This is a genomic window from Pseudomonas sp. MHK4 (genome assembly GCF_054600775.1).
Genome location: NZ_BAAIAK010000008.1, coordinates 38,194 through 63,417, shown reverse-complemented (window position 1 = coordinate 63,417; position 25,224 = coordinate 38,194). Strand labels below are relative to the sequence as shown.

At 60.4% G+C, this 25,224-nt stretch carries 23 protein-coding genes, 4 tRNA genes and 1 pseudogene; 15 read left to right on the top strand and 13 right to left on the bottom strand.

The features are described 5' to 3' along the window. Nucleotides 1-68: 68 nt before the first annotated feature. From ACYP2Q_RS20165 to thiO, 3 genes and pseudogenes are all read left to right on the top strand, one after another. A pseudogene (locus ACYP2Q_RS20165) lies at nucleotides 69-1,898 on the top strand (pilus assembly protein); the annotation flags it as partial. A gap of 14 nt (nucleotides 1,899-1,912) precedes the next feature. Then, on the top strand, nucleotides 1,913-2,314 hold the full coding sequence (locus ACYP2Q_RS20160; protein ID WP_459732148.1) for a type IV pilin protein: 402 nt from the start codon (nucleotides 1,913-1,915) through the stop codon (nucleotides 2,312-2,314). A 55-nt stretch (nucleotides 2,315-2,369) separates the two neighbouring features. After that, the gene (thiO, locus tag ACYP2Q_RS20155; RefSeq protein ID WP_459732147.1) at nucleotides 2,370-3,470 is read left to right on the top strand and encodes a glycine oxidase ThiO; all 1,101 of its coding nucleotides are present in this window, start codon (nucleotides 2,370-2,372) and stop codon (nucleotides 3,468-3,470) included. Nucleotides 3,471-3,484: 14 nt separating this feature from the next. Here thiO and ACYP2Q_RS20150 read toward each other — a convergent pair whose 3' ends face one another. The 4 genes from ACYP2Q_RS20150 to ACYP2Q_RS20135 form a co-directional block, all read right to left on the bottom strand. Then, entirely contained in the window at nucleotides 3,485-4,816 is a 1,332-nt protein-coding gene (locus ACYP2Q_RS20150; protein ID WP_459732145.1) for a sigma-54-dependent transcriptional regulator, read from the bottom strand. 2 nt (nucleotides 4,817-4,818) lie between these two features. Beyond that, the gene (locus tag ACYP2Q_RS20145; protein WP_459732309.1) at nucleotides 4,819-6,408 is read right to left on the bottom strand and encodes a sensor histidine kinase; all 1,590 of its coding nucleotides are present in this window, start codon (nucleotides 6,406-6,408) and stop codon (nucleotides 4,819-4,821) included. Beyond that, on the bottom strand, nucleotides 6,398-6,631 hold the full coding sequence (locus tag ACYP2Q_RS20140) for a PP0621 family protein (protein WP_459732144.1): 234 nt from the start codon (nucleotides 6,629-6,631) through the stop codon (nucleotides 6,398-6,400). Before ACYP2Q_RS20140 ends, ACYP2Q_RS20145 begins: the two co-directional genes overlap by 11 nt. A 136-nt stretch (nucleotides 6,632-6,767) precedes the next feature. Continuing rightward, entirely contained in the window at nucleotides 6,768-7,790 is a 1,023-nt protein-coding gene (locus ACYP2Q_RS20135) for an outer membrane protein assembly factor BamD (protein ID WP_459732143.1), read from the bottom strand. Nucleotides 7,791-7,941: 151 nt separating this feature from the next. On the opposite strand from ACYP2Q_RS20135, the gene rluD reads away from it, so the two are divergent. The 7 genes from rluD to ACYP2Q_RS20100 all read left to right on the top strand — a co-directional run bounded on the left by rluD (nucleotide 7,942) and on the right by ACYP2Q_RS20100 (nucleotide 13,038). Further along, a complete protein-coding gene (gene rluD / locus ACYP2Q_RS20130; RefSeq protein WP_459732142.1) occupies nucleotides 7,942-8,904 on the top strand; it encodes a 23S rRNA pseudouridine(1911/1915/1917) synthase RluD in 963 nt (320 codons plus the stop codon). Continuing rightward, nucleotides 8,901-9,626 (top strand): peptidoglycan editing factor PgeF, encoded by a 726-nt coding sequence (pgeF, locus tag ACYP2Q_RS20125; RefSeq protein WP_459732140.1) that lies wholly within the window; start codon nucleotides 8,901-8,903, stop codon nucleotides 9,624-9,626. Before rluD ends, pgeF begins: the two co-directional genes overlap by 4 nt. Nucleotides 9,627-9,756: 130 nt before the next feature. Beyond that, nucleotides 9,757-12,321 (top strand): ATP-dependent chaperone ClpB, encoded by a 2,565-nt coding sequence (gene clpB, locus ACYP2Q_RS20120; protein ID WP_459732139.1) that lies wholly within the window; start codon nucleotides 9,757-9,759, stop codon nucleotides 12,319-12,321. 300 nt (nucleotides 12,322-12,621) lie between these two features. Then, nucleotides 12,622-12,697: transfer RNA gene (locus tag ACYP2Q_RS20115), tRNA-Asn, on the top strand. A gap of 9 nt (nucleotides 12,698-12,706) precedes the next feature. Then, nucleotides 12,707-12,783 (top strand) — tRNA-Pro (locus ACYP2Q_RS20110). A 5-nt stretch (nucleotides 12,784-12,788) separates the two neighbouring features. Then, nucleotides 12,789-12,864, top strand: a tRNA-Lys gene (locus tag ACYP2Q_RS20105). A gap of 97 nt (nucleotides 12,865-12,961) precedes the next feature. Continuing rightward, nucleotides 12,962-13,038, top strand: a tRNA-Pro gene (locus tag ACYP2Q_RS20100). Between the two features lie 195 nt (nucleotides 13,039-13,233). Here ACYP2Q_RS20100 and ACYP2Q_RS20095 read toward each other — a convergent pair. The 4 genes from ACYP2Q_RS20095 to ACYP2Q_RS20080 are packed head-to-tail and all read right to left on the bottom strand — an operon-like array spanning nucleotide 13,234 to nucleotide 15,968. Further along, nucleotides 13,234-14,532, bottom strand: a complete 1,299-nt coding sequence (locus ACYP2Q_RS20095) for an NAD(P)/FAD-dependent oxidoreductase (protein WP_459732137.1) — start codon at nucleotides 14,530-14,532, stop codon at nucleotides 13,234-13,236. A gap of 60 nt (nucleotides 14,533-14,592) precedes the next feature. Continuing rightward, nucleotides 14,593-14,766, bottom strand: coding sequence for a DUF3094 family protein (locus tag ACYP2Q_RS20090; protein WP_007996394.1), 174 nt, complete (start codon nucleotides 14,764-14,766; stop codon nucleotides 14,593-14,595). Nucleotides 14,767-14,817: 51 nt separating this feature from the next. Next, nucleotides 14,818-15,345: an MOSC domain-containing protein gene (locus ACYP2Q_RS20085; RefSeq protein WP_459732136.1), complete on the bottom strand. Its 528-nt coding sequence runs from the start codon at nucleotides 15,343-15,345 to the stop codon at nucleotides 14,818-14,820. Beyond that, a complete protein-coding gene (locus ACYP2Q_RS20080) occupies nucleotides 15,342-15,968 on the bottom strand; it encodes a DUF1780 domain-containing protein (protein ID WP_007970534.1) in 627 nt (208 codons plus the stop codon). The genes ACYP2Q_RS20085 and ACYP2Q_RS20080 overlap by 4 nt, the downstream gene beginning before the upstream one ends. Nucleotides 15,969-16,188: 220 nt before the next feature. Between ACYP2Q_RS20080 and ACYP2Q_RS20075 the strand changes: the two genes are divergently transcribed. The 3 genes from ACYP2Q_RS20075 to ACYP2Q_RS20065 are packed head-to-tail and all read left to right on the top strand — an operon-like array spanning nucleotide 16,189 to nucleotide 20,041. Next, the gene (locus ACYP2Q_RS20075) at nucleotides 16,189-17,532 is read left to right on the top strand and encodes an aromatic acid/H+ symport family MFS transporter (RefSeq protein WP_459732135.1); all 1,344 of its coding nucleotides are present in this window, start codon (nucleotides 16,189-16,191) and stop codon (nucleotides 17,530-17,532) included. Nucleotides 17,533-17,535: 3 nt separating this feature from the next. After that, a complete protein-coding gene (locus ACYP2Q_RS20070; protein ID WP_459732134.1) occupies nucleotides 17,536-18,756 on the top strand; it encodes a benzoate/H(+) symporter BenE family transporter in 1,221 nt (406 codons plus the stop codon). A 16-nt stretch (nucleotides 18,757-18,772) separates the two neighbouring features. Then, the gene (locus ACYP2Q_RS20065) at nucleotides 18,773-20,041 is read left to right on the top strand and encodes an OprD family porin (protein ID WP_459732133.1); all 1,269 of its coding nucleotides are present in this window, start codon (nucleotides 18,773-18,775) and stop codon (nucleotides 20,039-20,041) included. A gap of 13 nt (nucleotides 20,042-20,054) precedes the next feature. Here the strand turns inward: ACYP2Q_RS20065 and ACYP2Q_RS20060 are convergent, their stop codons facing one another. Continuing rightward, a complete protein-coding gene (locus ACYP2Q_RS20060; RefSeq protein WP_459732132.1) occupies nucleotides 20,055-20,297 on the bottom strand; it encodes a DUF2790 domain-containing protein in 243 nt (80 codons plus the stop codon). A gap of 231 nt (nucleotides 20,298-20,528) precedes the next feature. Here ACYP2Q_RS20060 and ACYP2Q_RS20055 point away from each other — a divergent pair, with 231 nt between their 5' ends. Together ACYP2Q_RS20055 and ACYP2Q_RS20050 are read left to right on the top strand one after the other, a co-directional pair. Next, the gene (locus ACYP2Q_RS20055) at nucleotides 20,529-21,461 is read left to right on the top strand and encodes a LysR family transcriptional regulator (RefSeq protein WP_459732131.1); all 933 of its coding nucleotides are present in this window, start codon (nucleotides 20,529-20,531) and stop codon (nucleotides 21,459-21,461) included. A 75-nt stretch (nucleotides 21,462-21,536) separates the two neighbouring features. Then, nucleotides 21,537-22,226, top strand: coding sequence for an energy-coupling factor ABC transporter permease (locus ACYP2Q_RS20050; RefSeq protein ID WP_459732129.1), 690 nt, complete (start codon nucleotides 21,537-21,539; stop codon nucleotides 22,224-22,226). Between the two features lie 39 nt (nucleotides 22,227-22,265). On the opposite strand, the gene yacG is transcribed toward ACYP2Q_RS20050, so the two are convergent. The 4 genes from yacG to ACYP2Q_RS20030 are packed head-to-tail and all read right to left on the bottom strand — an operon-like array spanning nucleotide 22,266 to nucleotide 25,174. After that, complete coding sequence (gene yacG / locus ACYP2Q_RS20045) at nucleotides 22,266-22,466, bottom strand: DNA gyrase inhibitor YacG (RefSeq protein WP_060543361.1); 201 nt, start codon at nucleotides 22,464-22,466, stop codon at nucleotides 22,266-22,268. After that, on the bottom strand, nucleotides 22,463-23,086 hold the full coding sequence (coaE, locus tag ACYP2Q_RS20040; RefSeq protein WP_274074568.1) for a dephospho-CoA kinase: 624 nt from the start codon (nucleotides 23,084-23,086) through the stop codon (nucleotides 22,463-22,465). Before coaE ends, yacG begins: the two co-directional genes overlap by 4 nt. Beyond that, on the bottom strand, nucleotides 23,083-23,955 hold the full coding sequence (locus ACYP2Q_RS20035) for a prepilin peptidase (RefSeq protein WP_459732128.1): 873 nt from the start codon (nucleotides 23,953-23,955) through the stop codon (nucleotides 23,083-23,085). Before ACYP2Q_RS20035 ends, coaE begins: the two co-directional genes overlap by 4 nt. A 1-nt stretch (nucleotide 23,956) precedes the next feature. After that, nucleotides 23,957-25,174, bottom strand: a complete 1,218-nt coding sequence (locus ACYP2Q_RS20030) for a type II secretion system F family protein (RefSeq protein WP_459732127.1) — start codon at nucleotides 25,172-25,174, stop codon at nucleotides 23,957-23,959. Nucleotides 25,175-25,224: the final 50 nt, after the last annotated feature.

Sequence of the window (25,224 nt, the reverse complement as noted above, 5' to 3'; positions counted from 1 at the left end):
GCGGGGCCGTTTGCGCCTTGTTCCTGGCCGCTCCGGCCTATGCCTTCACGCCTGCGGATTCGCCCTTGTTGTGCACCAAGGCCGGCTCCGGCGGCAGTGGTGTCGCCAGCGCCACCCGTTATTTCCAGACCCGCTACGACCCCAGGGACTGGCGTGGCACGATCAAGGCCTACGGCTTCACCGCCAGTGGCGCGGTCGATACCGCCTCGGTGCTGTGGTCCACCGATACGGCGATCGTGCCGGGCGCTGCGGCACCAACCTATCAATCATGGAACAGCCAGACCCACAGCGCCGTGACATTGGTCTTTGCCAATTTGTCTGCGGCCCAGCAAAGCGTCCTCAGCCAGGGCTTGCCCGGCGGAATTACGGGCAGCGATCTGCTGGAGTGGAGCAAGGGCAGCAACAAGGCCGGCCTGAAAGAGCGCAGTGTGTTGCTCGGCGATATCGTCAACTCGCCGCTGGTCCTGGCCGGCCCTTCGGACAAAACCGCAGCGGATTTGTCGGGGGACACCTCCTACAGCACGTACCTGGCGACCAAGGTGGCCAACATGCATGCAAGTCTGGTGGTCAACGCCAACGACGGTTTCGTCAGCGTCATCAGTACCGGCAACGGTGCCCGGCGCTTCGCCTACATGCCCTCCAATGTGCAGCCATCTTTGCGTTACATCGCCGATCCCACCTACATCAACGGAGCCGGCCACAGGTTTCTGGTGGATGGGCAGGTGGGCGTGTTCGATGCCCAGTTGAACAGTGCCTGGAAAACCCTCGCACTGGGCGGAACGGGGGCGGGCGGACGAACCTTCTATGCGCTGCAGCTGTTCGATGCATCGGCGGGGAATGTGACGAAGGCCCTGTGGGAAATCAACGCGCCGGCCACTGCCAGTGCAGCGAACGCTTTTAATGACCTGGGTTATGCCTACGCCCGGCCGGAGGTGGCACGCTTGGCGGATGGGCGCTGGGCGGCGTTCATTGCCAACGGCTATGGCAGCCACTCCGGGGTGGCTGCCTTGTATGTGCTGGACATTCGCGACGGCAGCCTGATCAGGAAAATCGTGGTCGACAGCAGTGAAACCAGCAACGGGTTGTCTTCGGTGAAACTCAGGGTGAACTCCCAGAATGTGGTGCAGGCCGCCTATGGCGGTGACCTTGAGGGGCGACTCTGGAAGTTTGACCTCAGTGGCGCCACCCCGAACGCCTGGGGCCTCGCATTTGCCGGCAAGCCATTGTTCACCACCGCCGGTGGCGCTACCCAGCCAATCACCGCACAGCCGTTGCTGGCGGACAATCCCCTGGGTGGCAAGATGGTGTTTTTCGGCACCGGCAAATTCAACGAGACGGCAGACAGGGGCAACAAGGACCTGCAGGCGTTCTACGCGGTGTGGGATGCGCAGGGTGGCTCCGGGCAGATCACTACCTCCAGCCTGCAGGCCCAGGCAGTGACCGGGGTGTCGGCGCAGTCCATCACCACCAGTCAGCACGAGGTGAATTACCCAACGCAAAAGGGTTGGTATCTGCCACTGCTGTATAACAACGCGCTGACCGGTGAGCGGGTGATCGACCAGGCCAGCCTGGTACTCGGACGGATCGTCTTTACCACGGCCAGCGTGGATACCACCGACCCTTGCGCCAGCTTTGGTAACGGCAAACTGGTCGAGCTCGATGCGTTCAGCGGTAAGATGCTCAATTATGCGGTGCTCGACACCAACGGCGACGCCGTGGTCGACAACACCGACACGCTGTCCAGCGGCGTGGTCTTTACCGGCGGGATGCCGACCCTGAACGCCATCGTCAATGGCGCGACGCGCAAGATCGTGAACGATTCCAGTGGCGGTATCTCCACGCTGGTGGAAAAATCCGGCGGCGGCAGCCGTCGCATCATGTGGCGACAAATACAGTAAGTGAGAATTGAGGCATGCGCAGTTCCAACCGCGGTTTTACCCTGATCGAAATCATGATCGTGATTGCGATCATCGGGATCGTCATCACCATTGGCTATCCAAGCCTCACCGAGTACGTGAACAAGGGGCGTCGCACAGAGGTCGCCGGACTGCTCTCGGAACAGGCGCAGATCCTCGAGCGTTTCTATTCGAAGAATAACGTCTACACCCACGCCACCGACCTTAGCGCCGGCAACGACTACTACAGCATCACGCCGACCCTGACCGACCAGACATTCCTGCTGACGGCAACCCGCAAGAGCGGTAGCGCCATGGCCGCTGACAAGTGCGGTGATTTCACCCTCACCAACACCGGTGTCAGAAACATGGTCAATGCTGCGGATGGCGTGTCCACCAAGGATTGCTGGGGTCGCTGAGTTTCCTTTTCGGGCGCCCTTTGCGCCTCTGTCTATTGAACGGTTGGATCAGAACATGACCAGGCAACAGCAAGTGGTGATCGTCGGTGGTGGGGTAATCGGGCTGCTGACGGCATTCAATCTCGCGCCCCAAGTGCAGAGTGTGGTGCTGCTGGATCGCTCGAACGTCGGCCAGGAATCGTCCTGGGCCGGTGGCGGCATCGTTTCGCCGCTCTATCCATGGCGCTATAGCCCTGCGGTGACCGCGCTGGCGCATTGGTCCCAGGATTTTTATCCACAGCTGGGCGAGCGTTTGTTTGCGGCCACCGGAATTGATCCCGAGGTGCATACCACGGGCCTGTACTGGCTGGACCTGGACGATGAAGCCGAGGCGCTGGCCTGGGCCGCGCGCGAGGGCCGGCCGCTGCGGGCTGTGGATATCTCGGCGGCCCACGATGCGGTGCCGGTGCTGGGCGGTGGTTTTTCCCGGGCGATCTACATGGCCGACGTGGCCAACGTGCGCAATCCACGGCTGGTGAAGTCGCTCAAGGCGGCATTGCAGGCGCTGCCAAACGTGACGATTCATGAGCAGTGCGAAGTCAGCGGGTTCATCCGGCAGGACGAAAAAATAGTCGGTGTGCAGACCGACACCGGCGCGATCCATGGCGATCAAGTGGTCCTGACCGCTGGCGCGTGGAGCGGCGATCTGCTCAAGAGCCTGGGCCTTGAATTGCCGGTCGAACCGGTGAAAGGGCAGATGATCCTCTACAAGTGCGCGGCGGACTTCCTGCCGAGCATGGTGCTGGCCAAGGGGCGTTATGCGATTCCGCGACGCGATGGGCACATCCTGATTGGCAGTACCCTGGAGCACGAAGGCTACGACAAGACGCCTACTGAATCGGCTCTCGAAAGCCTCAAGGCCTCAGCCGTGGAGTTGATTCCGGCGTTGGTCGACGCTGAGGTAGTGGGGCATTGGGCCGGGTTGCGGCCCGGTTCGCCGGAGGGCATCCCGTATATTGGTCGGGTACCGGGTTTTGAGGGGCTCTGGCTCAATTGCGGGCATTACCGCAATGGGTTGGTGCTGGCGCCTGCGTCGTGCCAATTGTTTGCCGATGTGATGCTGGGTCGAGCGCCGATTATCGATCCTGCGCCGTATGCGCCAGCCGGGCGGATTTGAAGATCAAAAAAGCGTCAATCCAGGCCCAACTTCTTCAGCCTGTAGCGCATCGATCTGAACGACAGATTCAACCGCTGAGCCGCCGCCGTGCGGTTCCAGCGCGTCTCCTCCAAGGCATGGAGAAGCAGTTGACGCTCAACGTTTTCCAGGTACGCCTCCAGGTTATCGATCTGCGTGAGGTCCGGCACGCCCGCTTCGGCGGCACAGTTACCTTCGGCCAGGCGCAGGTCGCTGGCCTCGATCTGCTGGTTGTCGCATAACGTGTGAGCTCGTTCGAGCAAGTTCTCCAGTTCGCGCACATTGCCCGGGAAACGGTAGCTTTTCAGGGCCTGGAGGGCATCGGAGTGGATTTTCGTCGCGGGCTGCCCGGTGTCTGCAGCCAGGCGCTTGAGCACGTGGCTGGCCAGGAGTTCGATGTCGTCACGACGTTCGCGCAACGGCGGAACCCGCAGTTCGATCACGTTCAAGCGGTAGTACAGATCCTGGCGAAAACGTTCGGCAGCGACTTCGGCGCCAAGGTCTTTATGGGTGGCGCACAGTATGCGCACATCGACCATCATCTCCTGTTGCCCACCAACGCTGCGTACCGCTTTTTCCTGGATCGCCCGCAGCAGTTTGACCTGCATCGGCAGAGGCAGGTCGGCCACTTCGTCGAGAAACAGGGTGCCGCCGTGGGCTGCCTGGAACAATCCCGGTTTATCCTCGATGGCGCCGCTAAAGCTGCCTTTTCGATGACCGAAAAACTCGCTTTCCATCAGCTCCGTCGGAATCGCACCGCAATTGACCGGGACAAAGGGTTGGCTGGCCCGTGGTCCTCGTTCATGAATCAGGCGGGCGACCAGTTCCTTGCCGCTGCCGGACTCGCCACTGATGTACACCGGTGCCTGGCTGCGGGCCAGTTTGTCGATCTGTTTGCGCAGATCGCGCATGGGCGCTGAGTCGCCGAGCAAGCGCCGATCGATGGCGGTGCCAGGGACGGGCAGCAGCAACGCGCTGGTCACCAGTTCCCGCAAGCGGCTCAGGTCCACCGGTTTGGTCAGGAAATCGAACGCACCAGCCTTCAGTGCATTGATCGCCGTGTCGAGACTGCCATAGGCCGTGATCATGGCCACCGGGACTTGCGGGTAGCGTTGCTGGATGTGTTGCACCAGCTCCAGGCCGCTGCCGTCCGGCAAGCGCATATCGGTCAGGCACAGGTCGAACGCCTCGCGCTGGAGAAGGGACAAGGCCTCGCCAGCGTTGCGCGCGCAGCAGGTATCGAGTTTCATCCGTCCCAGGGTGATTTCCAGGAGTTCGCGGATGTCCGGCTCGTCGTCGACGATCAGGACTTTTTGCCGTGGGCTCATGTTCAACCCTGTTTGCGTCCGTGAGCAAAGGTAATGCGAAAGCAACCGCCGCCCTGGCGTGATTTGAAGTCCAGGCGCGCCTGGTTGCTTTCGCACAGTTCGCGGGACAGGTAGAGCCCCAGGCCAGTGCCCTGGTGGCTGGTGGTGAAAAAAGGCTCGAACAATTGCGCTTGATGGTCCGGGGCCACGCCGGGACCGTCGTCGAGGATGTCGAGGGTCGGCAGCTGACTGTCGGCATCCATGAACAACTCAAGCCAGACCTGCGCCTGGTCGTGGTTGAGGGCGCTATGGCGCCATGCATTGCGGATCAGGTTGTCGAGAATTTGCTTCAGTTGGTTGGGGTCCATCAAGGTCCTGAAATCACCTGGAGCGATGCGTAGATGGATCTTCTGGCGCTCGGTGGCCTGCTCGCGAATTTCTGTCACGAACTGTTCCAGCCACTGATTCAGATCGAGTCGTTGCGCCGCGGTTTGCTGGCGGCGGGACAGTTGCAGGACGTTTTCGATAACCCGATTCATTCGCTGAGAGTGGTCTTGAATAATCTGCGTCAGACGTCGATCCGCGGCATTCAGTTCCTCCGATTCCCGTAATAGCTGCGCGGCGTGACTGATGGCGCCCAATGGATTGCGGATTTCATGGGCGATACCGGCAGTCAGGCGCCCGAGGGCGACGAGTTTCAGTTGTTGCGCCTGCTGGGTGATCTGGGCGAGGTCTTCGAGAAAGATCAGGGTCTGGTGCTGCGGGCCAGGGGCCAGGGCGATGAAACTCGGCTGCAGTTCAAGGCCGCTGGCAGGGATTTTCAGGCTGTGCGGGCGCAGCGTCGGATTATCGGTCCACAATTGCAGGCGTTCGACCAGGGAAGGGGCATGCTCGTCAATCCGGCGGCCTTCGAGGCGCTCGCAGCCCATCAGGGTCAAGGCACTTTGATTGGCCAGTTGCACGCGCCATTGGTCGTCGAGCACCAGGATGCCCGTGCGCATGCGTTGCAGGATCAGGGCATTGAGGGCTTCCAGGCCGATGACTTCGCTGGTTTTCTGTTCCGCCAGGGTTTCGCTGACTTCCAGTCGTCGGGTCAGGCCTTGTACCAGCAGGGCCGCAGCAAAACACAGGGCGCCGAGCGTACCGACCTGCAAATAATCATTGGGGCTGGCGGGGTGGCTGAGAATCAGCAGGAAACTCGAACCCAGGATGCCAAGTGCACTGATGGCGGCAATCAGCAGGCCGATGCGTCTTCGCAACAAGGTATTGCTGATGGCCACCGAGACGATCAGCAAGTTGCCAATGGCGCTGGCCACTCCGCCGCCGGCGTAGAACAACACGCAGAGCAGCAGGACGTCGACCAGCGCCAGGCTGAGCACTTGCGCGGGGCGGCGGGTGTTCTGGAAGAAGACCACCAGCAGGATGTTCAGCACCAGGTACAACCAGCTGCCGTAGCGCAGCAGCTCGTCATTGGCGGACGTCAGCAACCGGTTGTCCAGGTCGCTGGAAATCAGCAGCACCAGGGTGAAACCGATGCATAAACGGTAGAGGTGATAGAGACGCAGCAGTCGCTGGGCCTGTTTGTCGCCGGGACTGGACGTCTCAGCGATCACTGGAACCTGGGCCTTGCTCAAGGTGAGCCTGGCTGCAGTACCACTGTTGTTGAAGGCTCAGTGCACGGTCGCGGGGCAGGTGCACGCCGCAATGGGCGCAGCGGACCATGGGGGCCGCTTCCAGCTCGGCGGAGGACTTGGGTGCAGAAACCTGGCCCTTGTACTTGCGCCAGAACCAGACAGCGGCGGCAATCACGGCGATCCAGAATAATAAACGAAGCATGGTGAGCTGCTTTATGACGGATGAGCCGCCAGTTTAGCCAAGGACATGACAGGCGCACAGCGTATTCGCGCTGCATAAAAACGGTGCAATAAAAAAGGGAGACTCAAGAGTCTCCCTTTCTGCACCACCGGTCGTATCAGTCGAACACGCCGAAGGTCATGTAGCTGAACCACGAGCGGTCTTCATTGTTGCCCTCGGCCTCGTGGTCTTCTTCCTCGATCACATCGCCGTTGCCGTCTTTAGGCTTGAGCTCGCTCGGGATCGCGTCCTTGGCATCCTGGAACTGCTTCTGCACGTCCTGGTTGGCGCGGGTTTCACCCGGCGGCAGCGGCGGACGGGATTCGATCAGGCCCAGGGTGGCCTTGCTCAGCCACGAACGGTTATCGGCTTCGGCGACCGATGGCACGAACTGACCGTCCACCAGGCTTGGGTGGTTCGGGTAGTTGAGCTTCAGGGTTTCGAGGCTGGTGGCAGCCAGTTCGTCCAGGTGCAGGCGCTGGTAGGCCTCTGTCATCACCGCCAGGCCGTCGCCGACCGAAGGGGTTTCCTGGAAGTTTTCCACCACGTAGCGGCCACGGTTCGCGGCGGCGACGTAGGCCTGACGGGTCAGGTAGTAGTCGGCCACGTGGATTTCGTAGGCTGCCAGCAGGTTACGCAGGTAGATCATGCGCTGCTTGGCGTCCGGCGCGTAACGGCTGTTGGGGAAGCGGCTGGTCAGTTGGGCGAACTCGTTGTAGGAGTCGCGAGCGGCGCCCGGGTCACGCTTGGTCATGTCCAGCGGCAGGAAGCGCGAGAGCAGGCCAACGTCCTGGTCAAAAGAAGTCAGGCCCTTGAGGTAGTAGGCGTAATCGACGTTCGGGTGCTGCGGGTGCAGGCGAATGAAACGCTCGGCAGCGGCCTTGGCGGCTTCTGGTTCGGCGTTCTTGTAGTTGGCATAGATCAGTTCCAGCTGAGCCTGGTCGGCGTATCGGCCGAACGGATACCGCGATTCCAGAGCCTTGAGCTTGGCAGTGGCGCTGGTGTAGCTATTATTGTCCAGATCAGCTTGAGCCTGTTGGTACAACTCGACTTCGCTCAGGTTTTCGTCTACGACTTCCTTCGAAGAGCAAGCAGCGGTCAATGCGAGGATGGCGATCAGCAGCAGGTGTTTCACTTGCATGGCGGCTTGCGTCCCTATGACGGCCGCTGTCTTGGGCGAGGCCGTCCTGTTATGATGAGCGCCCCGTTGAATAGCCTCGGGGCAAAAGACGCCGTATTTAACCACAAGCGCGCAGCCGAAACCAAAGGCTGTGCCGACGCCTAGTCCGAGCATGTCCGATAAAATTGAACTTAGCGCAGAGGTGCCGTCCGAATTGGGCGGCCAACGCCTCGATCAAGTCGCCGCACAATTATTCGCTGAGCACTCGCGCTCGCGCCTTTCCGCCTGGATCAAAGACGGCCGCCTGACTGTGGATGGGGCGGTTGTCCGCCCGCGAGACATCGTTCACGGTGGCGCCATTCTTGAACTCACTGCCGAGCAGGAAGCTCAGGGCGAATGGGTCGCTCAAGACATCGCCCTGGACATCGTCTATGAAGACGACGACATCCTGGTGATCAACAAACCTGCGGGCCTGGTGGTTCACCCGGCTGCTGGCCACGCTGATGGCACCTTGCTCAACGCCTTGCTGCACCACGTGCCGGACATCATCAATGTGCCCCGCGCCGGGATCGTGCATCGCCTCGACAAGGACACCACCGGTCTGATGGTGGTGGCCAAGACCATTCAGGCGCAGACGCAGCTGGTTACACAGTTGCAGAGCCGCAGCGTCAGCCGGATCTACGAGTGCATCGTGATCGGCGTGGTGACCGCTGGCGGCAAGATCAATGCGCCAATCGGTCGTCATGGCCAACAACGCCAGCGCATGGCCGTGATGGAAGGTGGCAAGCAGGCCGTCAGCCACTACCGCGTGCTCGAGCGTTTCCGTTCCCACACCCACGTGCGGGTGAAGCTGGAAACCGGTCGTACGCACCAGATTCGCGTGCACATGGCGCACATCAACTACCCGTTGGTCGGAGATCCTGCCTACGGCGGTCGTTTCCGGATTCCGCCGGCTGCCAACCCGACCATGGTCGAGTCGCTGAAGAACTTCCCGCGCCAGGCGCTGCATGCGCGGTTCCTCGAGCTGGATCACCCGACCACCGGTGTGCGCATGAGCTGGGAGTCGCCATTGCCGGAAGATTTCGTCTGGTTGCTGACCCTGCTCAAGCAAGACCGTGAGGCGTTCATCGGATGAGTGACTGGCTGATTCCTGACTGGCCCGCGCCGGCCGGGGTCAAAGCCTGTGTCACCACCCGTGCGGGCGGCGTCAGCATGGCGCCGTTCGACAGCCTCAATCTTGGCGATCACGTCGATGACAGCCCCGAAGCTGTTGCCGAGAATCGCCAGCGTCTTACTGATCATTTTTCGATTCAGCCGGCCTGGTTGCAGCAGGTCCACGGCATTGTCGTGGCTCATGCGGATCCGAGCCGGGTGGACACTGCCGATGCCAGTTGGACTTCAACGCCGGGCATTGCCTGTGCGGCGATGACTGCCGACTGCCTGCCTACGCTGTTTTGCGACCGTGCCGGTACTCGTGTCGCGGCGGCCCATGCCGGTTGGCGTGGGTTGGCGGCGGGCGTACTGGAAGCGACCCTCGACAGCCTGGCCGTGCCGCCTGCCGAGGTTCTGGTCTGGCTCGGCCCGGCCATTGGTCCGCAAGCCTTCGAAGTTGGCCCTGAGGTATGGGAAACCTTCGTGCAACAGTTGCCACAAGCGGCTGAAGCTTTTGTGCCAAGCCAAAACGCCGGCAAGTTCATGGCGGACATTTATATGTTGGCGCGCTTGCGTCTGGCCGCTCGGGGTGTAACTGCTGTTTACGGTGGCGGACTCTGCACCGTGACCGACCCACGCTTCTATTCCTACCGCCGTGCATCCCGCACCGGTCGATTTGCCTCCTTGATCTGGCTCGAACGCTAGACTTGTCTGACCTGCATCAACGTCTCGACGCTTGAAACTCCCAGAATCGACCGCATCTATTGTGGTATCTGGCAGGTTTCTTCATTCAGGATGTTTTATAGGTCCGGCCTGCTCAAAAGGAAGGTGACCCATGCGTATAGACCGTTTAACCAGCAAATTGCAGTTAGCGTTGTCCGATGCCCAATCCCTGGCCGTCGGTCTCGATCATCCGGCCATAGAGCCGGCGCACTTGATGCAAGCGCTGCTCGAGCAACAGGGCGGCTCGATCAAGCCCCTGTTGATGCAGGTGGGCTTCGACGTCAACAGCCTGCGTAAAGAGCTGACCAAGGAGCTCGACCAGCTCCCGAAAATCCAGAACCCGACCGGCGACGTGAATATGTCGCAGGATCTGGCGCGCCTGCTCAACCAGGCCGATCGCCTGGCCCAGCAGAAGGGCGACCAGTTCATTTCCAGCGAACTGGTGCTGCTCGCCGCGATGGACGAGAACAGCAAGCTCGGCAAGCTCTTGCTCGGCCAGGGCGTGAGCAAGAAAGCCCTGGAAAACGCGATCAACAACTTGCGTGGCGGTGAGGCGGTCAATGACCCCAATCACGAGGAAGCGCGCCAGGCCCTGGACAAATACACCGTCGACCTGACCAAGCGTGCCGAAGATGGCAAGCTCGATCCGGTGATCGGCCGTGACGATGAAATTCGCCGGACTATCCAGGTGCTGCAACGTCGTACAAAGAACAATCCGGTGCTGATCGGTGAGCCTGGCGTCGGTAAAACCGCGATCGCCGAAGGCCTGGCCCAGCGCATTATCAACGGCGAAGTGCCGGACGGCCTCAAGGGCAAGCGCCTGCTCTCCCTGGACATGGGGGCGTTGATTGCCGGTGCCAAGTATCGTGGCGAGTTCGAAGAACGCCTGAAATCCCTGCTCAACGAACTGTCGAAGCAGGAAGGGCAGATCATTCTGTTCATCGACGAACTGCACACCATGGTCGGCGCCGGTAAAGGCGAGGGCTCGATGGATGCGGGCAACATGCTCAAGCCAGCCCTGGCGCGTGGCGAATTGCATTGCGTCGGTGCCACCACGCTCAACGAGTACCGCCAATATATAGAGAAGGACGCCGCCCTTGAGCGACGCTTCCAGAAAGTGCTGGTGGACGAGCCGAGTGAAGAAGACACCATCGCCATCCTGCGTGGCCTGAAAGAGCGTTACGAGGTCCACCACAAGGTGGCGATCACTGACGGCGCGATCATTGCGGCGGCCAAGCTCAGCCATCGCTATATCACTGACCGGCAGTTACCGGACAAGGCCATCGACCTGATCGACGAGGCCGCCAGCCGCATCCGCATGGAGATCGACTCCAAGCCGGAAGTGCTGGACCGCCTGGAGCGCCGCTTGATCCAGCTGAAGGTGGAATCCCAGGCGCTGAAGAAAGAAAGCGACGACGCGGCGAAGAAACGCCTGGAAAAACTCCAGGAAGAAATCGCCCGTCTGGAGCGTGAATACTCGGATCTCGAAGAAATCTGGAACTCGGAAAAAGCCGAGGTGCAAGGTTCGGCGCAGATCCAGCAGAAGATCGAACAGTCACGCCAGGAGCTGGAAAGTGCCCGCCGCAAAGGCGACCTGAACCGCATGGCCGAGTTGCAGTACGGGGTGATCCCGGACCTGGAGCGCAGCCTGCAAATGGTCGACCAGCATGGCAAGAGCGAGAACCAGTTGCTGCGCAGCAAGGTGACTGAAGAGGAAATCGCCGAGGTCGTGTCGAAATGGACCGGCATACCCGTGTCGAAGATGCTTGAGGGCGAGCGCGAAAAACTGATGAAAATGGAAAGCCTGTTGCACCAGCGTGTGATCGGCCAGGACGAAGCGGTGGTTGCCGTGTCCAACGCGGTACGGCGTTCCCGTGCCGGGTTGTCCGACCCGAATCGCCCGAGTGGCTCGTTCATGTTCCTCGGCCCGACCGGTGTCGGTAAAACCGAACTGTGCAAGGCGCTGGCTGAATTCCTCTTCGATACCGAAGAGGCGATGGTGCGGATCGACATGTCCGAGTTCATGGAGAAACATTCCGTGGCTCGCCTGATCGGTGCGCCACCAGGCTACGTCGGTTACGAAGAGGGCGGTTACCTGACCGAGGCGGTGCGTCGCAAGCCTTATTCAGTGATCCTCATGGACGAAGTCGAGAAGGCGCACCCGGATGTGTTCAACATCCTGCTGCAAGTGCTGGAAGACGGTCGCCTGACCGACAGCCATGGCCGCACGGTGGACTTCAAGAACACCGTGATTGTCATGACTTCCAACCTGGGCTCGGTGCAGATCCAGGAATTGGTGGGTGATCGTGAGGCGCAGCGCGCGGCGGTGATGGATGCGATTTCCAGCCACTTCCGGCCGGAGTTCATCAACCGGGTCGACGAAGTGGTGATTTTCGAGCCTTTGGCGCGGGATCAGATTGCTGGCATCACCGAGATCCAGTTGGGTCGCCTGCGCAGTCGCCTGACCGAGCGGGAGCTGAAGCTTGAACTGAGCCCCGAGGCCATGGACAAGCTGATCGCGGTCGGCTACGACCCGGTATACGGCGCACGGCCGCTCAAGAGGGCTATTCAGCGCTGGATCGAGAACCCGCTGGCGCAGTTGATCCTTTCCGGTCGATTCATGCCAGGCGACACCGCTCACGGCGTGGTGGAAAACGACGAAATCGTCTTCGTCTGATCCGTAACCGCAACAAAATCGAAAAGGCCTCGCATAACGAGGCCTTTTTTTCATTCAGGCTGTTGAACTCTAAGGAAAAGGCTTGTAAAGTGCGCCCCGCAGTAAGTCACCCGCCAGGGTTTCTGCTCACAGGCAGGAATCTAAAATAAGTTGCAAATCATTAACTTGAATGCAAATTAGGGGGTTGACAGAGGTGCTGAAGATTGTAGAATAGCGCGCCTCAGACACACGAACGCAGCGATGCGAACGAGTCGAAGAGAACGCAGTAAAGCTACAAAGTTGTAAATTGAAATGTGTAGTTCCGTGATAGCTCAGTCGGTAGAGCAAATGACTGTTAATCATTGGGTCCCAGGTTCGAGTCCTGGTCACGGAGCCAATTTCAAGCCGGGGTATAGCGCAGTCCGGTAGCGCGCCTGCTTTGGGAGCAGGATGTCAGGAGTTCGAATCCCCTTACCCCGACCATTTTTGGGTCGTTAGCTCAGTTGGTAGAGCAGTTGGCTTTTAACCAATTGGTCGTAGGTTCGAATCCCACACGACCCACCATTTTTGAAACCAGTTAACGCTGGAATCGAATCTTAAGATCAGAGGCCAAAAGCGCTGATCGAAGAAGGCGACTTTAGTTAGGTCGCCTTTTTTTTACCGGGGTATAGCGCAGTCCGGTAGCGCGCCTGCTTTGGGAGCAGGATGTCAGGAGTTCGAATCCCCTTACCCCGACCATATTAAAAATCCTCGTATCGAAAGATACGGGGATTTTTTTTGCCTGTTAATTTTTGCCGTGGATCAATTGTAGGAGCAGCCGGTCGACGCTCGAATGCTCGCGAAGATCGTCAACGAAAACGCAGCGTTTCTGGTTTAACGCGGCGCTCTCAAGTTCTTCGCGAGCAAGCTCGCTCCTACAAAAAGCACGTTTGATCAGTGCAGCTTCAGCCGCGGCTCAGTTCCACGCCCAATCTTGCTGCCCAGCATCAGCATCGCTGTGCGAAACGGCCCGTACAGCGCCATCTGGTGCATGCGGTACAACGACACGTAGAACATCCGCGCCAGCCAGCCTTCCAGCATCACGCTTCCGGTCAGGTTACCCATCAAGTTACCCACAGCCGAAAAACGCGACAGCGAAATCAGCGACCCGTAGTCGGTGTACTTGTACGCAGGCAGCGCCTTGCCTTCGATGCGCAACTTCAACGATTTGGCCAGCAACGACGCCTGCTGATGCGCAGCCTGGGCGCGTGGCGGCACATTGCGATCAGTGCCCGGTTGCGGACAGGCCGCGCAGTCACCGAAGGCGAAGATGTTCTCGTCACGGGTGGTTTGCAGGGTCGGCAGCACTTGCAGTTGATTGATGCGGTTGGTTTCCAGGCCATCGATGTCCTTGAGGAACCCCGGCGCTCGGATCCCGGCAGCCCAGACTTTCAGGCTGGCGTTGATCACTTTGCCATCCGCGGTGATCAAGCTGTCGGCGGTCACTTCACTGACGGCCGCATTGGTCATGACGTTGACCCCGAGCTTCTCCAGGGTTTTATGCACAGGCCCGCCGATCCGTTCCGGCAGGGCCGGCAGCACCCGTGGACCGGCTTCGATCAGGGTGATGTGCATGTTTTCCGGTTTGATTCGGTCCAGGCCATACGCCGCCAGTTCATGGGCGGCGTTATGCAGCTCGGCGGCCAGTTCGACCCCGGTGGCGCCGGCACCGACGATGGCGACGCTGATCTGCTCGACCTTGTCGGTCTGCCCCGCGTGGGCGCGCAGGTAGTGGTTGAGCAACTGCTGATGGAAGCGCTCGGCCTGTTTGCGGGTATCCAGGAACAGACAGTGCTGCGCCGCGCCCAGGGTGCCGAAATCGTTGGTGGTGCTGCCGACGGAGATCACCAGCGAGTCGTAAGGCACTTCCCGGGCGGGCACCAGTTCCAGACCGGCTTCATCATAAGTGGCGGCCAGCTGGATTTTTTTGTTGGCGCGATCAAGCCCGCTCATGCGCCCCAGCTGGAACTCGAAGTGGTTCCACTTGGCCTGGGCCACATAGTTGAGTTCGTCTTCGGACGAGTTCAGCGACCCGGCCGCGACTTCGTGCAACAGCGGTTTCCAGATGTGGGTCAGGTTCGCGTCGACCAGCATTACGCTGGCCGTGCCGCGTTTGCCCAGAGTCTTACCCAGACGGGTAGCCAACTCCAGACCGCCGGCGCCGCCGCCGACAATGACAATACGATGGGACATGGGGATAACTCGCAAGGCTAAAGGAAATCGGTGTGGTTACCCAAGCGAGCGCGAGGCAGCTCATAGCGTCAGGTAACTGATAAGTCGGCTCAGCAGGCCCAGACCAATGGTCACTGCCAATACCAGCACCAGGAGCATCCACGGCCGGAAAGGCCGGCGCTCGACTCGGTGCTGGGACAACTGCAGGTACTCTTCGACATGCTTTTGGTCGTCGGGGTTCAGGCGGCTGGTCATAAAGGCCTCGTCAGGTAGACGTTGCTGAAGGTGTTGAAGCTACAGGCTGATTTAACGAACGTTGAACGGAGCATAGCCGCTGTCCGGAATGGGCTCGACGCTCACCGTGTCGTCCAGGCGAATGATCCCACTTTGTAACACCCGGGCGGTGATTCCGCCATGTCCGCGCACGGCCTGAAACGTCCCGGGACCCAGGTTGGCCTGCAGGCGTGCGCAAGGCTGGCACCAGCCGGTGGTTTCAAAAATTGCCTGGCCGATGCGAAAGCGCCGGCCCTTGAGGCTGAACAGATTGATCCCACTGATAACGAGATTGCGCCGCAAATCTTCAGGCTTGACCGGTTGCTCGTCCGGGCGGCCCATCAGTGAACTGATCACCGCCAGGTGCTCCCACTGAATCAGCGTCACCTGCCGCGCATTGCGTACGCCGGGGCGGGCGCGATCGCCCGTCAGGCCGGCCTCGAGTCGCGCTTCCACGGCATCCAGTTCGATCATCGGCGCGTGACGTTCCGCACGCACGCCGATCCAGCGTACGCGGCCGGTTTGCGGGACTTCGGCAATCAGTTCCTGCAGTGGGCTCACAGGCTGATCCCGACGTCGAACACGATGCTGCGTCCCAGGTTGCTGCGCAGGAAGTCCGGTGCATCGGGATGGGCGAACAGCACTCGGGCGAAGGTCGGGCCCACCAGCGACAGCGAGCGCCAGCCCTGGCGCAGGTATTCGGTGGGCGGCGGGAAATGACTGTTGAGGTCCAGTACTTCGCGCTTGAGGCTGGCGAAGGCAATGATGTCCAGCTCGCCCAGGTCCATGCCGCGTTCTTTATAGTTGTGCGCTTTTTTGCGCAAGGTCGGCGCCAGCCGCAGCAGGAACTCGTTGGCCGGTATGCGTCGGGGCTTGGCCTCTCGTCGTACCAGCTGGCTCAGGGAAAACGCACTGCGCCGCCTTTGCAGTTCGTCGCGCCATTCATCATTGAGGCGCCGGCCCTCGTCGAGCACGAAGAACACTTCGAAACTGGCGTCGCGAAACAACACGTCCGGCGGCTCCCCGGCGGGGGCGAATTCGTCGGCTCGGTAGGGAATGTTCAAGCCTTGCAGCAGGCGTTGGCAGACCCAACGCTCGCGCTCCCATTTGCGGGCATTGGACAGGAACGCGTTGGCTTGCTCGGCCGCAATGGTCAGCAGGCGTAAGTAATCTGAGTCATCCATACGCCCAAGCTTAGCGCTCAAATGTGATTGCAAAGAAGACAGTTTATCGGAGAGGGGCAAATACTCTCGCTCTCCAGTCCGTTCCAGGGCGCTGCGCAAAACGGATAGTGGTCTGCGCAATGCGGATATTGACTCGCGTCTGGTGACTCTACCCTCGGCTGTACGGACGTGAGCCGTGCTACCGCTGCTCCTAAAAAAACAACAACAAGAGATGAACGCCATGCGCAAGATCGACGTACATGAGGTTATCGACAAGGCTCGATTCAACCGCTTCCACTGGATGGTGCTGTTCTGGTGCGCCCTGATCATCATTTTCGATGGTTATGACCTGGTGATCTACGGCGTGGTCTTGCCGATGCTGATGAAAGAGTGGGGGCTCAGTCCTCTGCAGGCCGGTGCACTGGGCAGTTATGCACTATTCGGCATGATGTTCGGGGCGCTGTTCTTCGGCCCGCTCTCGGACAAGATCGGACGCAAGAAAGCCATCACCCTCTGCGTGATGCTCTTCAGTGGTTTCACCGTGCTCAACGGGTTCGCCCGCAACCCCACCGAGTTTGGACTTTGTCGTTTCATTGCCGGGCTGGGCATTGGTGGCGTGATGCCCAATGTCGTGGCGTTGATGAATGAATACGCGCCGAAAAAGATTCGCAGCACTTTGGTGGCAATCATGTTCAGCGGCTACTCGGTGGGGGGCATGCTGTCAGCCGGGCTGGGCATCGTGCTGATCCCGAGTTTCGGCTGGCAGTCGGTGTTTTACGTGGCGGTCCTGCCGTTGCTGCTGTTGCCACTGATCATGTACTTCCTGCCCGAGTCGGTGGGTTTCATGCTGCGCCAGGGGCGCAATGAAGAAGCCCGCAACATTCTCCAGCGGATCGATCCTGCTTACGTCGCATCGGCTGACGATCAGTTGCACATGAGCGAAGTGAAGGGCACGGGCACCAAGGTGTTGCAGTTGTTCCGCGAGGGCCGGGCACTGCGCACGATGATGTTGTGGCTGGCTTTTTTCTGCTGCCTGCTGATGGTCTATGCCTTGAGTTCGTGGCTGCCAAAACTGATGGCCAACGCCGGTTACAGCCTGGGCTCGAGCCTGTCGTTCCTGCTGGTGCTGAACTTCGGGGCGATCTTCGGTGCAATCGGCGGCGGTGTGCTGGGTGACAGGCTCAACCTGCCGCGGGTGCTGTCGGTATTCTTCGCCATGGCGGCGGTGTCGATCACCCTGTTGGGCTTCAACAGCCCGATGCCGGTGTTGTACCTGCTGATCGCCATCGCTGGCGCCACCACCATTGGCTCGCAGATTCTGCTGTACGCCTGCGCTGCCCAGTTTTACTCCATGACCATTCGTTCCACCGGCCTGGGCTGGGCTTCTGGTATCGGCCGCAACGGTGCCATCGTCGGTCCCCTGCTGGGTGGCGCCTTGCTCGGCATCAGCTTGCCGCTGCAACTTAACTTCATGGCGTTTGCCTTGCCGGGTGCGGTGGCGGCCCTCGCCATGACGGTGTTCGCCATCAGCAACCGGCGCAGTGCCATGGCTGTCGGCCCAACGCTGTCGCCGACGGGCGCTTGAATCATGAAGGCCTTTTTCCAGGATTTCTCCGTGTCAGCCGCTGTCGCCGGATTTATCGCCACGGTGATTTCCTATGCCGGGCCGTTGGTGATCATCTTTCAGGCGGCACAATCGGCCCATCTGCCGCGGGAAGTGCTGTCGTCCTGGATCTGGGCGATCTCCATCGGCAGCGCCGTGCTGGGCATCGGTTTGAGTCTGCGCTTTCGCGTTCCCGTGATCATCGCGTGGTCGGCGCCGGGCTCGGCGCTGTTGGTGGCGTTGTTGCCTGAAATTTCCATGGCCGAAGCGGTGGGGGCGTATCTGGTCAGTAGCCTGATCATCTTTGTGGTCGGGGTCTCGGGAGCTTTCGACCGGATCATCAGCAAGTTGCCCGCCGCGATTGCGGCGGCAATGCTGGCCGGCATCCTGTTCAGCTTCGGCACCGGGCTGTTCGTATCAATGCAGCACAAGCCATTGCTGGTGCTGGCGATGTTCGCGGCCTACCTGATCGGCAAGCGGGTGATGCCACGTTACGCGGTGATGCTGGTGCTGCTGACGGGTTGTTCGATTGCCGCGCTCAGCGGTGATTTGCATCGCGAGGCATTGGTGATCGGTTTGGCGACGCCGGTGTGGATCACGCCCCAGTTCAGCCTGAGCGCGACTCTGAACATCGCCTTGCCGCTGGTGATGGTGGCGCTCACCGGCCAGTTCGTGCCTGGCATGACCGTGCTGCGCGCCAGCGGTTACCAAACGCCCGCGAGCCCGATCATCGCCAGCAGTGCATTGGGCACCGCGCTGCTGGCCCCCTTTGGTTGCCATGGGCTGAACCTGGCCGCGATCACGGCGGCCATCTGCACCGGGCGGGAGGCTCACGAGGATCCGCGCAAGCGCTACGTGGCCGGCGTTGTCGGGGGCTTGTGCTACCTGGTGCTGGGCATCTTCGGCGCCACGCTGGTGTCGCTATTTTCCGCGTTCCCCAAGGAGTTGATTGCGGCGTTGGCGGGGCTGGCGCTGTTTGCCGCCATTACCGGGGCGTTGACGGGTGCGATGGCCGTACCGAGCGACCGTGAAGCCGCGCTGGTGACCTTTCTGATCACGGCTTCGGGCATGTCGCTGTTCGGCTTGTCCGCCGCTTTCTGGGGGCTGATTTTCGGCATGGTCACCCATGTGCTGTTAAACGCCCGTCGTCCCATTTCCCTTCGCAAATCCACTGCGACTGAAGTTGTTCAACCTGTCGATCAATAACAATAAGAGCACAACGATGAAACAGAATTTCCCAACAACCGGTTCGGCGTTGTCCCTGGCGATCGTCTCGGGTTTTTCCACAGGCGTCATGGCCGCCGAGAGTGGCTTTATCGAAGACACCACCGCGACGTTGCAGGCGCGCAATTACTACTTCAGCCGCGACTATTCCGACATCGTCGGCGCCAACCCGCAATCGAAGGCCGAGGAGTGGGCCCAGGGCTTCATCCTCAATGTGAAGTCCGGTTACACCCAGGGTGCCGTCGGCTTTGGTGTGGATGTCATCGGCTTGCTCGGCCTCAAGCTCGACAGCAGCCCGGACCGGGTCAACACCGGTTTGCTGCCGGTTCAGGACGACGGTCGCGCAGCGGACAATTACAGCCGTCTCGAAGGCGCGTTGAAGATGCGCTACTCGAAAACCGAGCTGAAAGTCGGTGAGCTGCAACCCAATCTACCGGTGTTGGTGTTCAGTGACATTCGCCTGCTGCCGCCGAGTTACCAAGGGGCAAGCATCTCTTCCAGCGAGATCAATGGCCTGACCTTGCAGGGCGGACACCTGAGTTCAACCAGCCTGCGCAACGAGGCCGGTGATGAAAAAATGCAGGCGATGCTCGGGCATGTGCCGCAACGTCAGGTCAGCAGTGACGGGTTCAACTTTGCCGGTGGCGATTATGCCTTCAACGACAAGCGCACCTCGGTCAGCGCCTGGTACGGGCAACTGGAGGACATCTACAACCAGCGCTTCCTCGGCCTCAAGCACAGCGAGCCCCTGGGTGACTGGATCCTGGGCGCCAATCTCGGCTACTTCGATTCGCGTGAAGACGGCAAAAAACTGCTGGGCAACATCGACAACCAGGCGTTCTACTCGTTGCTGTCGGCCAAACGTGGCGGCCACACCTTTTATCTCGGATATCAAGGGATGTTCGGCGACAGCGCGTTCCCGCGGGTGTTCGCCAACATCTCACCGCTGGGTAACGAGGTACCGACCTATGAGTTCGCCTACACCGATGAACGTTCCTGGCAGGCACGTTACGACTATGACTTCGCGGCTATGGGTGTGCCGGGTTTGACCAGTACCCTGCGCTACATCAGTGGCAACAATGTCGATACCGGCAAGGGGTATGAGGGCAAGGACCGTGAGCGTGACCTGGACATTGGCTACGTGCTGCAGAGCGGCAGCCTCAAAGGCCTCGGCATCCGCGTGCGCAACGCGATGGCGCGGTCCAATTACCGCAGTGATATCGATGAAAACCGTCTGATCCTCAGCTACACCTGGACACTGCTCTGAGTACTGCGGCGGTTCACAGGTTGCTGGTGCAATCGCCAATCACGTTGTACGTCACGCGACGGGTCTGGCCTTGATGATCGACATACACCATGGTCGACGGCACAACCCCGCAGGCGGTCGCGGTGTCCGACACAGATACCACCTTGGCGATGTCCAGCGGCTGCGCCGGGTTGTACAAGACAGCGAGAGGCTCGTTATCGGCGGCCATGGCCGAGGTGGCGATGACGGCTAGAAACAGGCTGATCAACGATTTCATGCTGGCGTGCTCCGGGTGGGTTTTGATGTATTGATTTTAGTCTTCGCCACCCGTGGATAAAGGGGCCTATGGCTGATGCAGCTTTACGGAAAATGTAATAGTCACCCTGGATCGGGTACTGCCGTGAACGATGGGGTGGTTGTGAGGCCGCCATCGCTGGCAAGCCAGCTCCTACAAATTGTTTCGCACGCGGGCAATTAACGGGTGCGTATCTTCGCCCGAGGGGGGCTTATGGATTTGCTTAACAACTTGCGCGTGTTCATCCGGGTGGTGGACTGCGCCAGTTTCACCGCAGCAGCCGACACACTGGATCTGTCGACGGCGCAGGTGTCCCGATTGGTCTCGGACCTGGAAGAACATGTACAGGCGCGCCTGCTGCAACGCACCACGCGACGCCTGAGCCTGACCGAAGCGGGCGAGCGCTTCCTCCTGCGCAGCCGGCAGATCGTCGAAGAAATGGACGAGGCCACCGCCGAGGCCCGAGGCGCGCATATCAACCCGGCCGGGCGCCTGCGGGTGCACAGCATGAACGGCCTGGGCGTGCTGATCACGCCCTTGATCGCCCGCTACAGCGAGCTTTATCCGGACGTGGTGTTCGAACTGACCTTGTCCCAGCGCAATCCCGATCCACTGGAAGAAGGGCATGACGTGGTGATTTCGATTGCCCCCGAACTGCCCGATTCGCAATTGGTCGCCCAGGCCCTCGGGCAGATCTACAGCGTACCGTGCGCCTCCGCGGACTACCTGCGGCGCAAGGGCATTCCGCAGCAGCCGCTGGCGCTGAACGAGCATCAATGCCTGCGCCTGCTCGACCCCTTGTATGGCGACCAGTGGATATTCCAGGACGAACACGGCGAGCACGCCGTCAGTCCGGCCAAGACCTTTCAGTGCAATGTCGCCGAGTCGATGGTCAAGGCCTCGGAGGAAGGCATGGGTATCAGCCTGCTGCCGTTCCACACCGCCACGCGGCCCTTGAGCGATGGCACCTTGTTGCGTGTATTGCCGGCCTGGCGATTGCGCGAGCGCAATGTCTATGCGCTGTATCCCTCGCGGCGATTTCTCGATGCCAAGGTCCGCACCTGGGTGGATTTTCTCAAGGCCGAGCTTCCCAAATTGTTTGCCGAACATGAGGCGGTGATGAACGATCCACGGCATTGGGCCTGAGTTAGAAGGGCCGGCGAAGGGCGGTGTAGACTGAGGTTCTTTCTCTTTCGGCAAGACACGGGAGTGCGCCCAGCCATGATCGGTGCCGAGCTGTTGTCATCCCAGACCCTGAACGTGGGGTGGTTGATCTACCTACCGGTATTGCTCTGGGCCGTTGTGCGCGCACCCTGGGTCGAGTTGTTCACCGACAGTCGTCGCCAGCATCTGCTGTTCGGCACGGTGTTTGCGCTGTTCATGCTGTGGCTGGTGCGTCGGGACTTCGATACCGGCGTGTCCTATCACTTCATCGGCATGACGGCGGTGACGCTGTTGCTGGACTGGCCGCTGGCGATCGTCGGCGGCCTGGTGGCGCAAGCAGGCCTGGTGCTGCTGGGCCGTCAGGACCTGATGGCCATGGGGGTCAATGGCACGCTGTTCATCTTGTTGCCGGTGTTGATCACCGAATGCTGTGCGATTGCGGTGGAGCGCGCGCAGCCACGAAATCTCTTCGTGTACATCTTCGTTTCCGGTTTTTTCGCCGCAGCCCTTTCAGCGTTGCTGTGCCTGGTGCTGGCGCTGACGTTGTTGTGGTACGACGAACGTTTCGCCATGCCGTACTGGCTGGAAGATTTCGTCGGTTACCTGTGGCTGATCATTTTTCCCGAGGCGTTCATCAACGGCATGGTGGTCAGCGCGTTGGTGGTGTTCTGCCCGGAATGGCTGGAAACCTTCAACCGCACGCGCTATCTGTCGGCGCCCTGGAAGGACGACGATCCCAAGTCCTGATGCAGTGGCTGCCTGAAATCGTCGAGGCGTCGTTGCGGATCAGTGACGCGGGTCGAAATCGCCGCTGAACAATTCGTCCTCGGCATCCGGGGCCACTGGAATCTTGTGCTCTTCCGACGCCCAGGCACCCAGGTCGATCAGTTTGCAACGATCGGAACAGAACGGCCGGAACTTGCTCTCGGGGCTCCATTCGACAGGGGCACCACAGGTTGGGCATTCGACGGTTGGAATCTGGCTCATGACTGGCCTCCACGCAAAGTAAGGTAAAAGTGATGCAGGCGTTCGACCTCGCTGTGCAACCAGGCGAGGTCGCGGTCGTTGACCACCACGTCGTCGGCATGGCTTACGCGATCCTGACGGCTGGACTGGGCCTTGAGGATCGCCTGGACCTGCTGTTCGCTGGTCTGGTCACGCCGCAGGGTGCGTTCGATCTGCAACTGTTCAGGGGCATCGATCACCAGGACCCGTTGGGTCATGGCGTACTGGCCGGACTCGATCAGCAGCGGCGAAACCAGGATCGCGTAAGGTGATTTTGCCAGCGCCAGGTGATGGGCAATCTCTTCGGCGATCAGCGGATGCAACAAGGCTTCCAGCCAGAGGCGTTGCTCCGGCACTTCGAAGATCAGTTTGCGCAATGCGGCGCGGTCCAGTTGTCCGTCGTCTTGTAACACGCCGGGACCGAAGTGTTCGGCAATCTTCGCCAGCGCCGGCCGACCGGGCTCCACCACCCAGCGAGCGGCATGATCGGCATCCACCGCGTGCACGCCCAGGTCAATGAAGTGTTGGGCCGCGGCGCTTTTGCCACTGCCGATGCCGCCGGTCAAGCCGAGAATCCAGGGTTTTTCCACAGGGGTATTCATTTCAGACCGACAAACTGCCAATAGAAGTCGGTTATTTGACCACCCCAGAGCAAGGCAATCCAGCCGGCAATGGCCAGATAGGGGCCGAAAGGGATTGGCGTCGATGTTTGAGCCTTGCGCAGGCGCAGGTAAATCACGCCGCTGATCGCGCCCACCACGGACGACAAGACGATCGTCAGGGGCAGGATCTGCCAGCCGCCCCAGGCGCCAAACATCGCCAGCAGCTTGAAATCGCCATGACCCATGCCGTCCTTGCCAGTGATCAGCTTGAACACCCAGAACACCGTCCACAGCGTCATGTAGCCGGCAATGGCACCCCACAGCGCCTCGGGCAAAGACACGAAAAGATCGAGGCTGTTGACGATCAGCCCCAGCCACATCAGCGGCAGCACCAGTACATCCGGCAGCAGTTGATGCTCGGCGTCGATCAGGCTCATGGCCAGCAGGCCCCAGGTCAGGAACATCACCATGCCGGCTTGCCAGCCGAAACCGAAGTGCCAGGCAATGAACGCCGACAGCAGCGCGCAGGCCAGTTCGGTCAAGGGATAACGTTTGCTGATCGGCGTCGCGCAGGCCGAACAGCGTCCGCGCAAGAACAGGAAGCTTAAGACCGGAATATTTTCCCAGGCACGAATCCTTTGGCCGCAGTGGGGGCATTGGGAGTGGGGCAGCATCAGGTTGAAGGTCGGCAACGGTGTTTCGCCGGGCAGCCCGAGGATGTCGTGGGCCTGCACGCGCCACTCGCGCTCGAGCATTTTCGGCAGGCGCCAGACCAGTACGTTGAGGAAGCTGCCGACCAGCAGGCCGACCACCCCGGCGATGACAACGAAAGCCAGCGGGAAGTGGGTCAGAATTTCGTTCAAGGGCATGTCAGATCGCTGAGCCGAGTTGGAAGATGGGCAGGTACATCGCAACCACCAGGCCGCCGACAATAACACCCAGCACCACCATGATGAACGGTTCCATCAGGCTGGTGAGGTTGTCGACCAGGTTGTCGACCTCGTCCTCGTAGAAACCGGCGACCTTGTCGAGCATGGCGTCGAGTGCGCCAGACTCCTCGCCAATGGCGGTCATCTGAATGGCCATGTTGGGAAAAACGCCGGTCGTGCGCATGGAAAAATGGAGCTGCATGCCCGTGGCAACGTCCTGCCGGATGCGCAGCACCGCGCGTTTGAACACGATGTTGCCGGTGGCGCCCGCCACCGACTCCAGAGCCTCCACCAGCGGAACACCGGCAGCGAAGGTGGTCGACAGCGTGCGGGCGAAACGGGCCACGGCGGACTTGTACATCAAGGTACCTGCCAGCGGCAGTTTCAGCAGCCAGGTGTCCATGCGGTCGCGAAAGCCCTGGGAGGTTTTCAGCGCGCGACGCACTGCGAAAGCGCCCGCGCTGAGCGCGCCCAGCAGTATCCACCACCATGCCTGCATGAATTGCGACAGGTAGATGACCATCAGGGTGAAGGCCGGCAGCTCGGCGCCAAAACCCTTGAATACGGATTCGAATTGCGGCACCACCTTGATCAGCAGGATGGCGCTTACGATGATCGCCACGCACACGACGATCAGCGGGTAGGTCATGGCTTTTTTGATCTTCGCCTTGAGGCTTTCGCTTTTTTCCTTGTAGGTCGCCACCCGTTCCAGCAGGGTGTCCAACGCGCCGGCCTGTTCCCCGGCGTCTACCAGGTTGCAGTACAACTCATCGAAGTATTGCGGCTTCTTGCGCAGGGCTGCAGCGAAGCTGTTGCCCGCCGCCACGTCCTGTTTCACCTCGTCGACCAGCTTGCGCATGGCCGGGTTGTCGAAGCCTTCACCGATGATGTCGAAGGACTGCAGCAATGGCACGCCGGCTTTCATCATGGTCGCCATCTGCCGGGTGAAAAGGGCAATGTCCTGAGGCTTGATGCGTTTGCCCAGCTTGAACAACGACGTGGTTTGCCTGCGCACCTTGCCGGGGTTGATGCCTTGCTTGCGCAATTGCGCCTTGATCAACGCCGGGTTCTGGCCGCTCAACTCGCCCGTCACCTTCGCGCCTTTCCTGTCTGTGCCTTCCCAGCTGTACACGCTGGTGCTTGCTGCCTTGCCTGCCATGTTCAGCCCTTTGTAACCGCCGATGCGTTGATCGCAGCCGACCGGCTCAT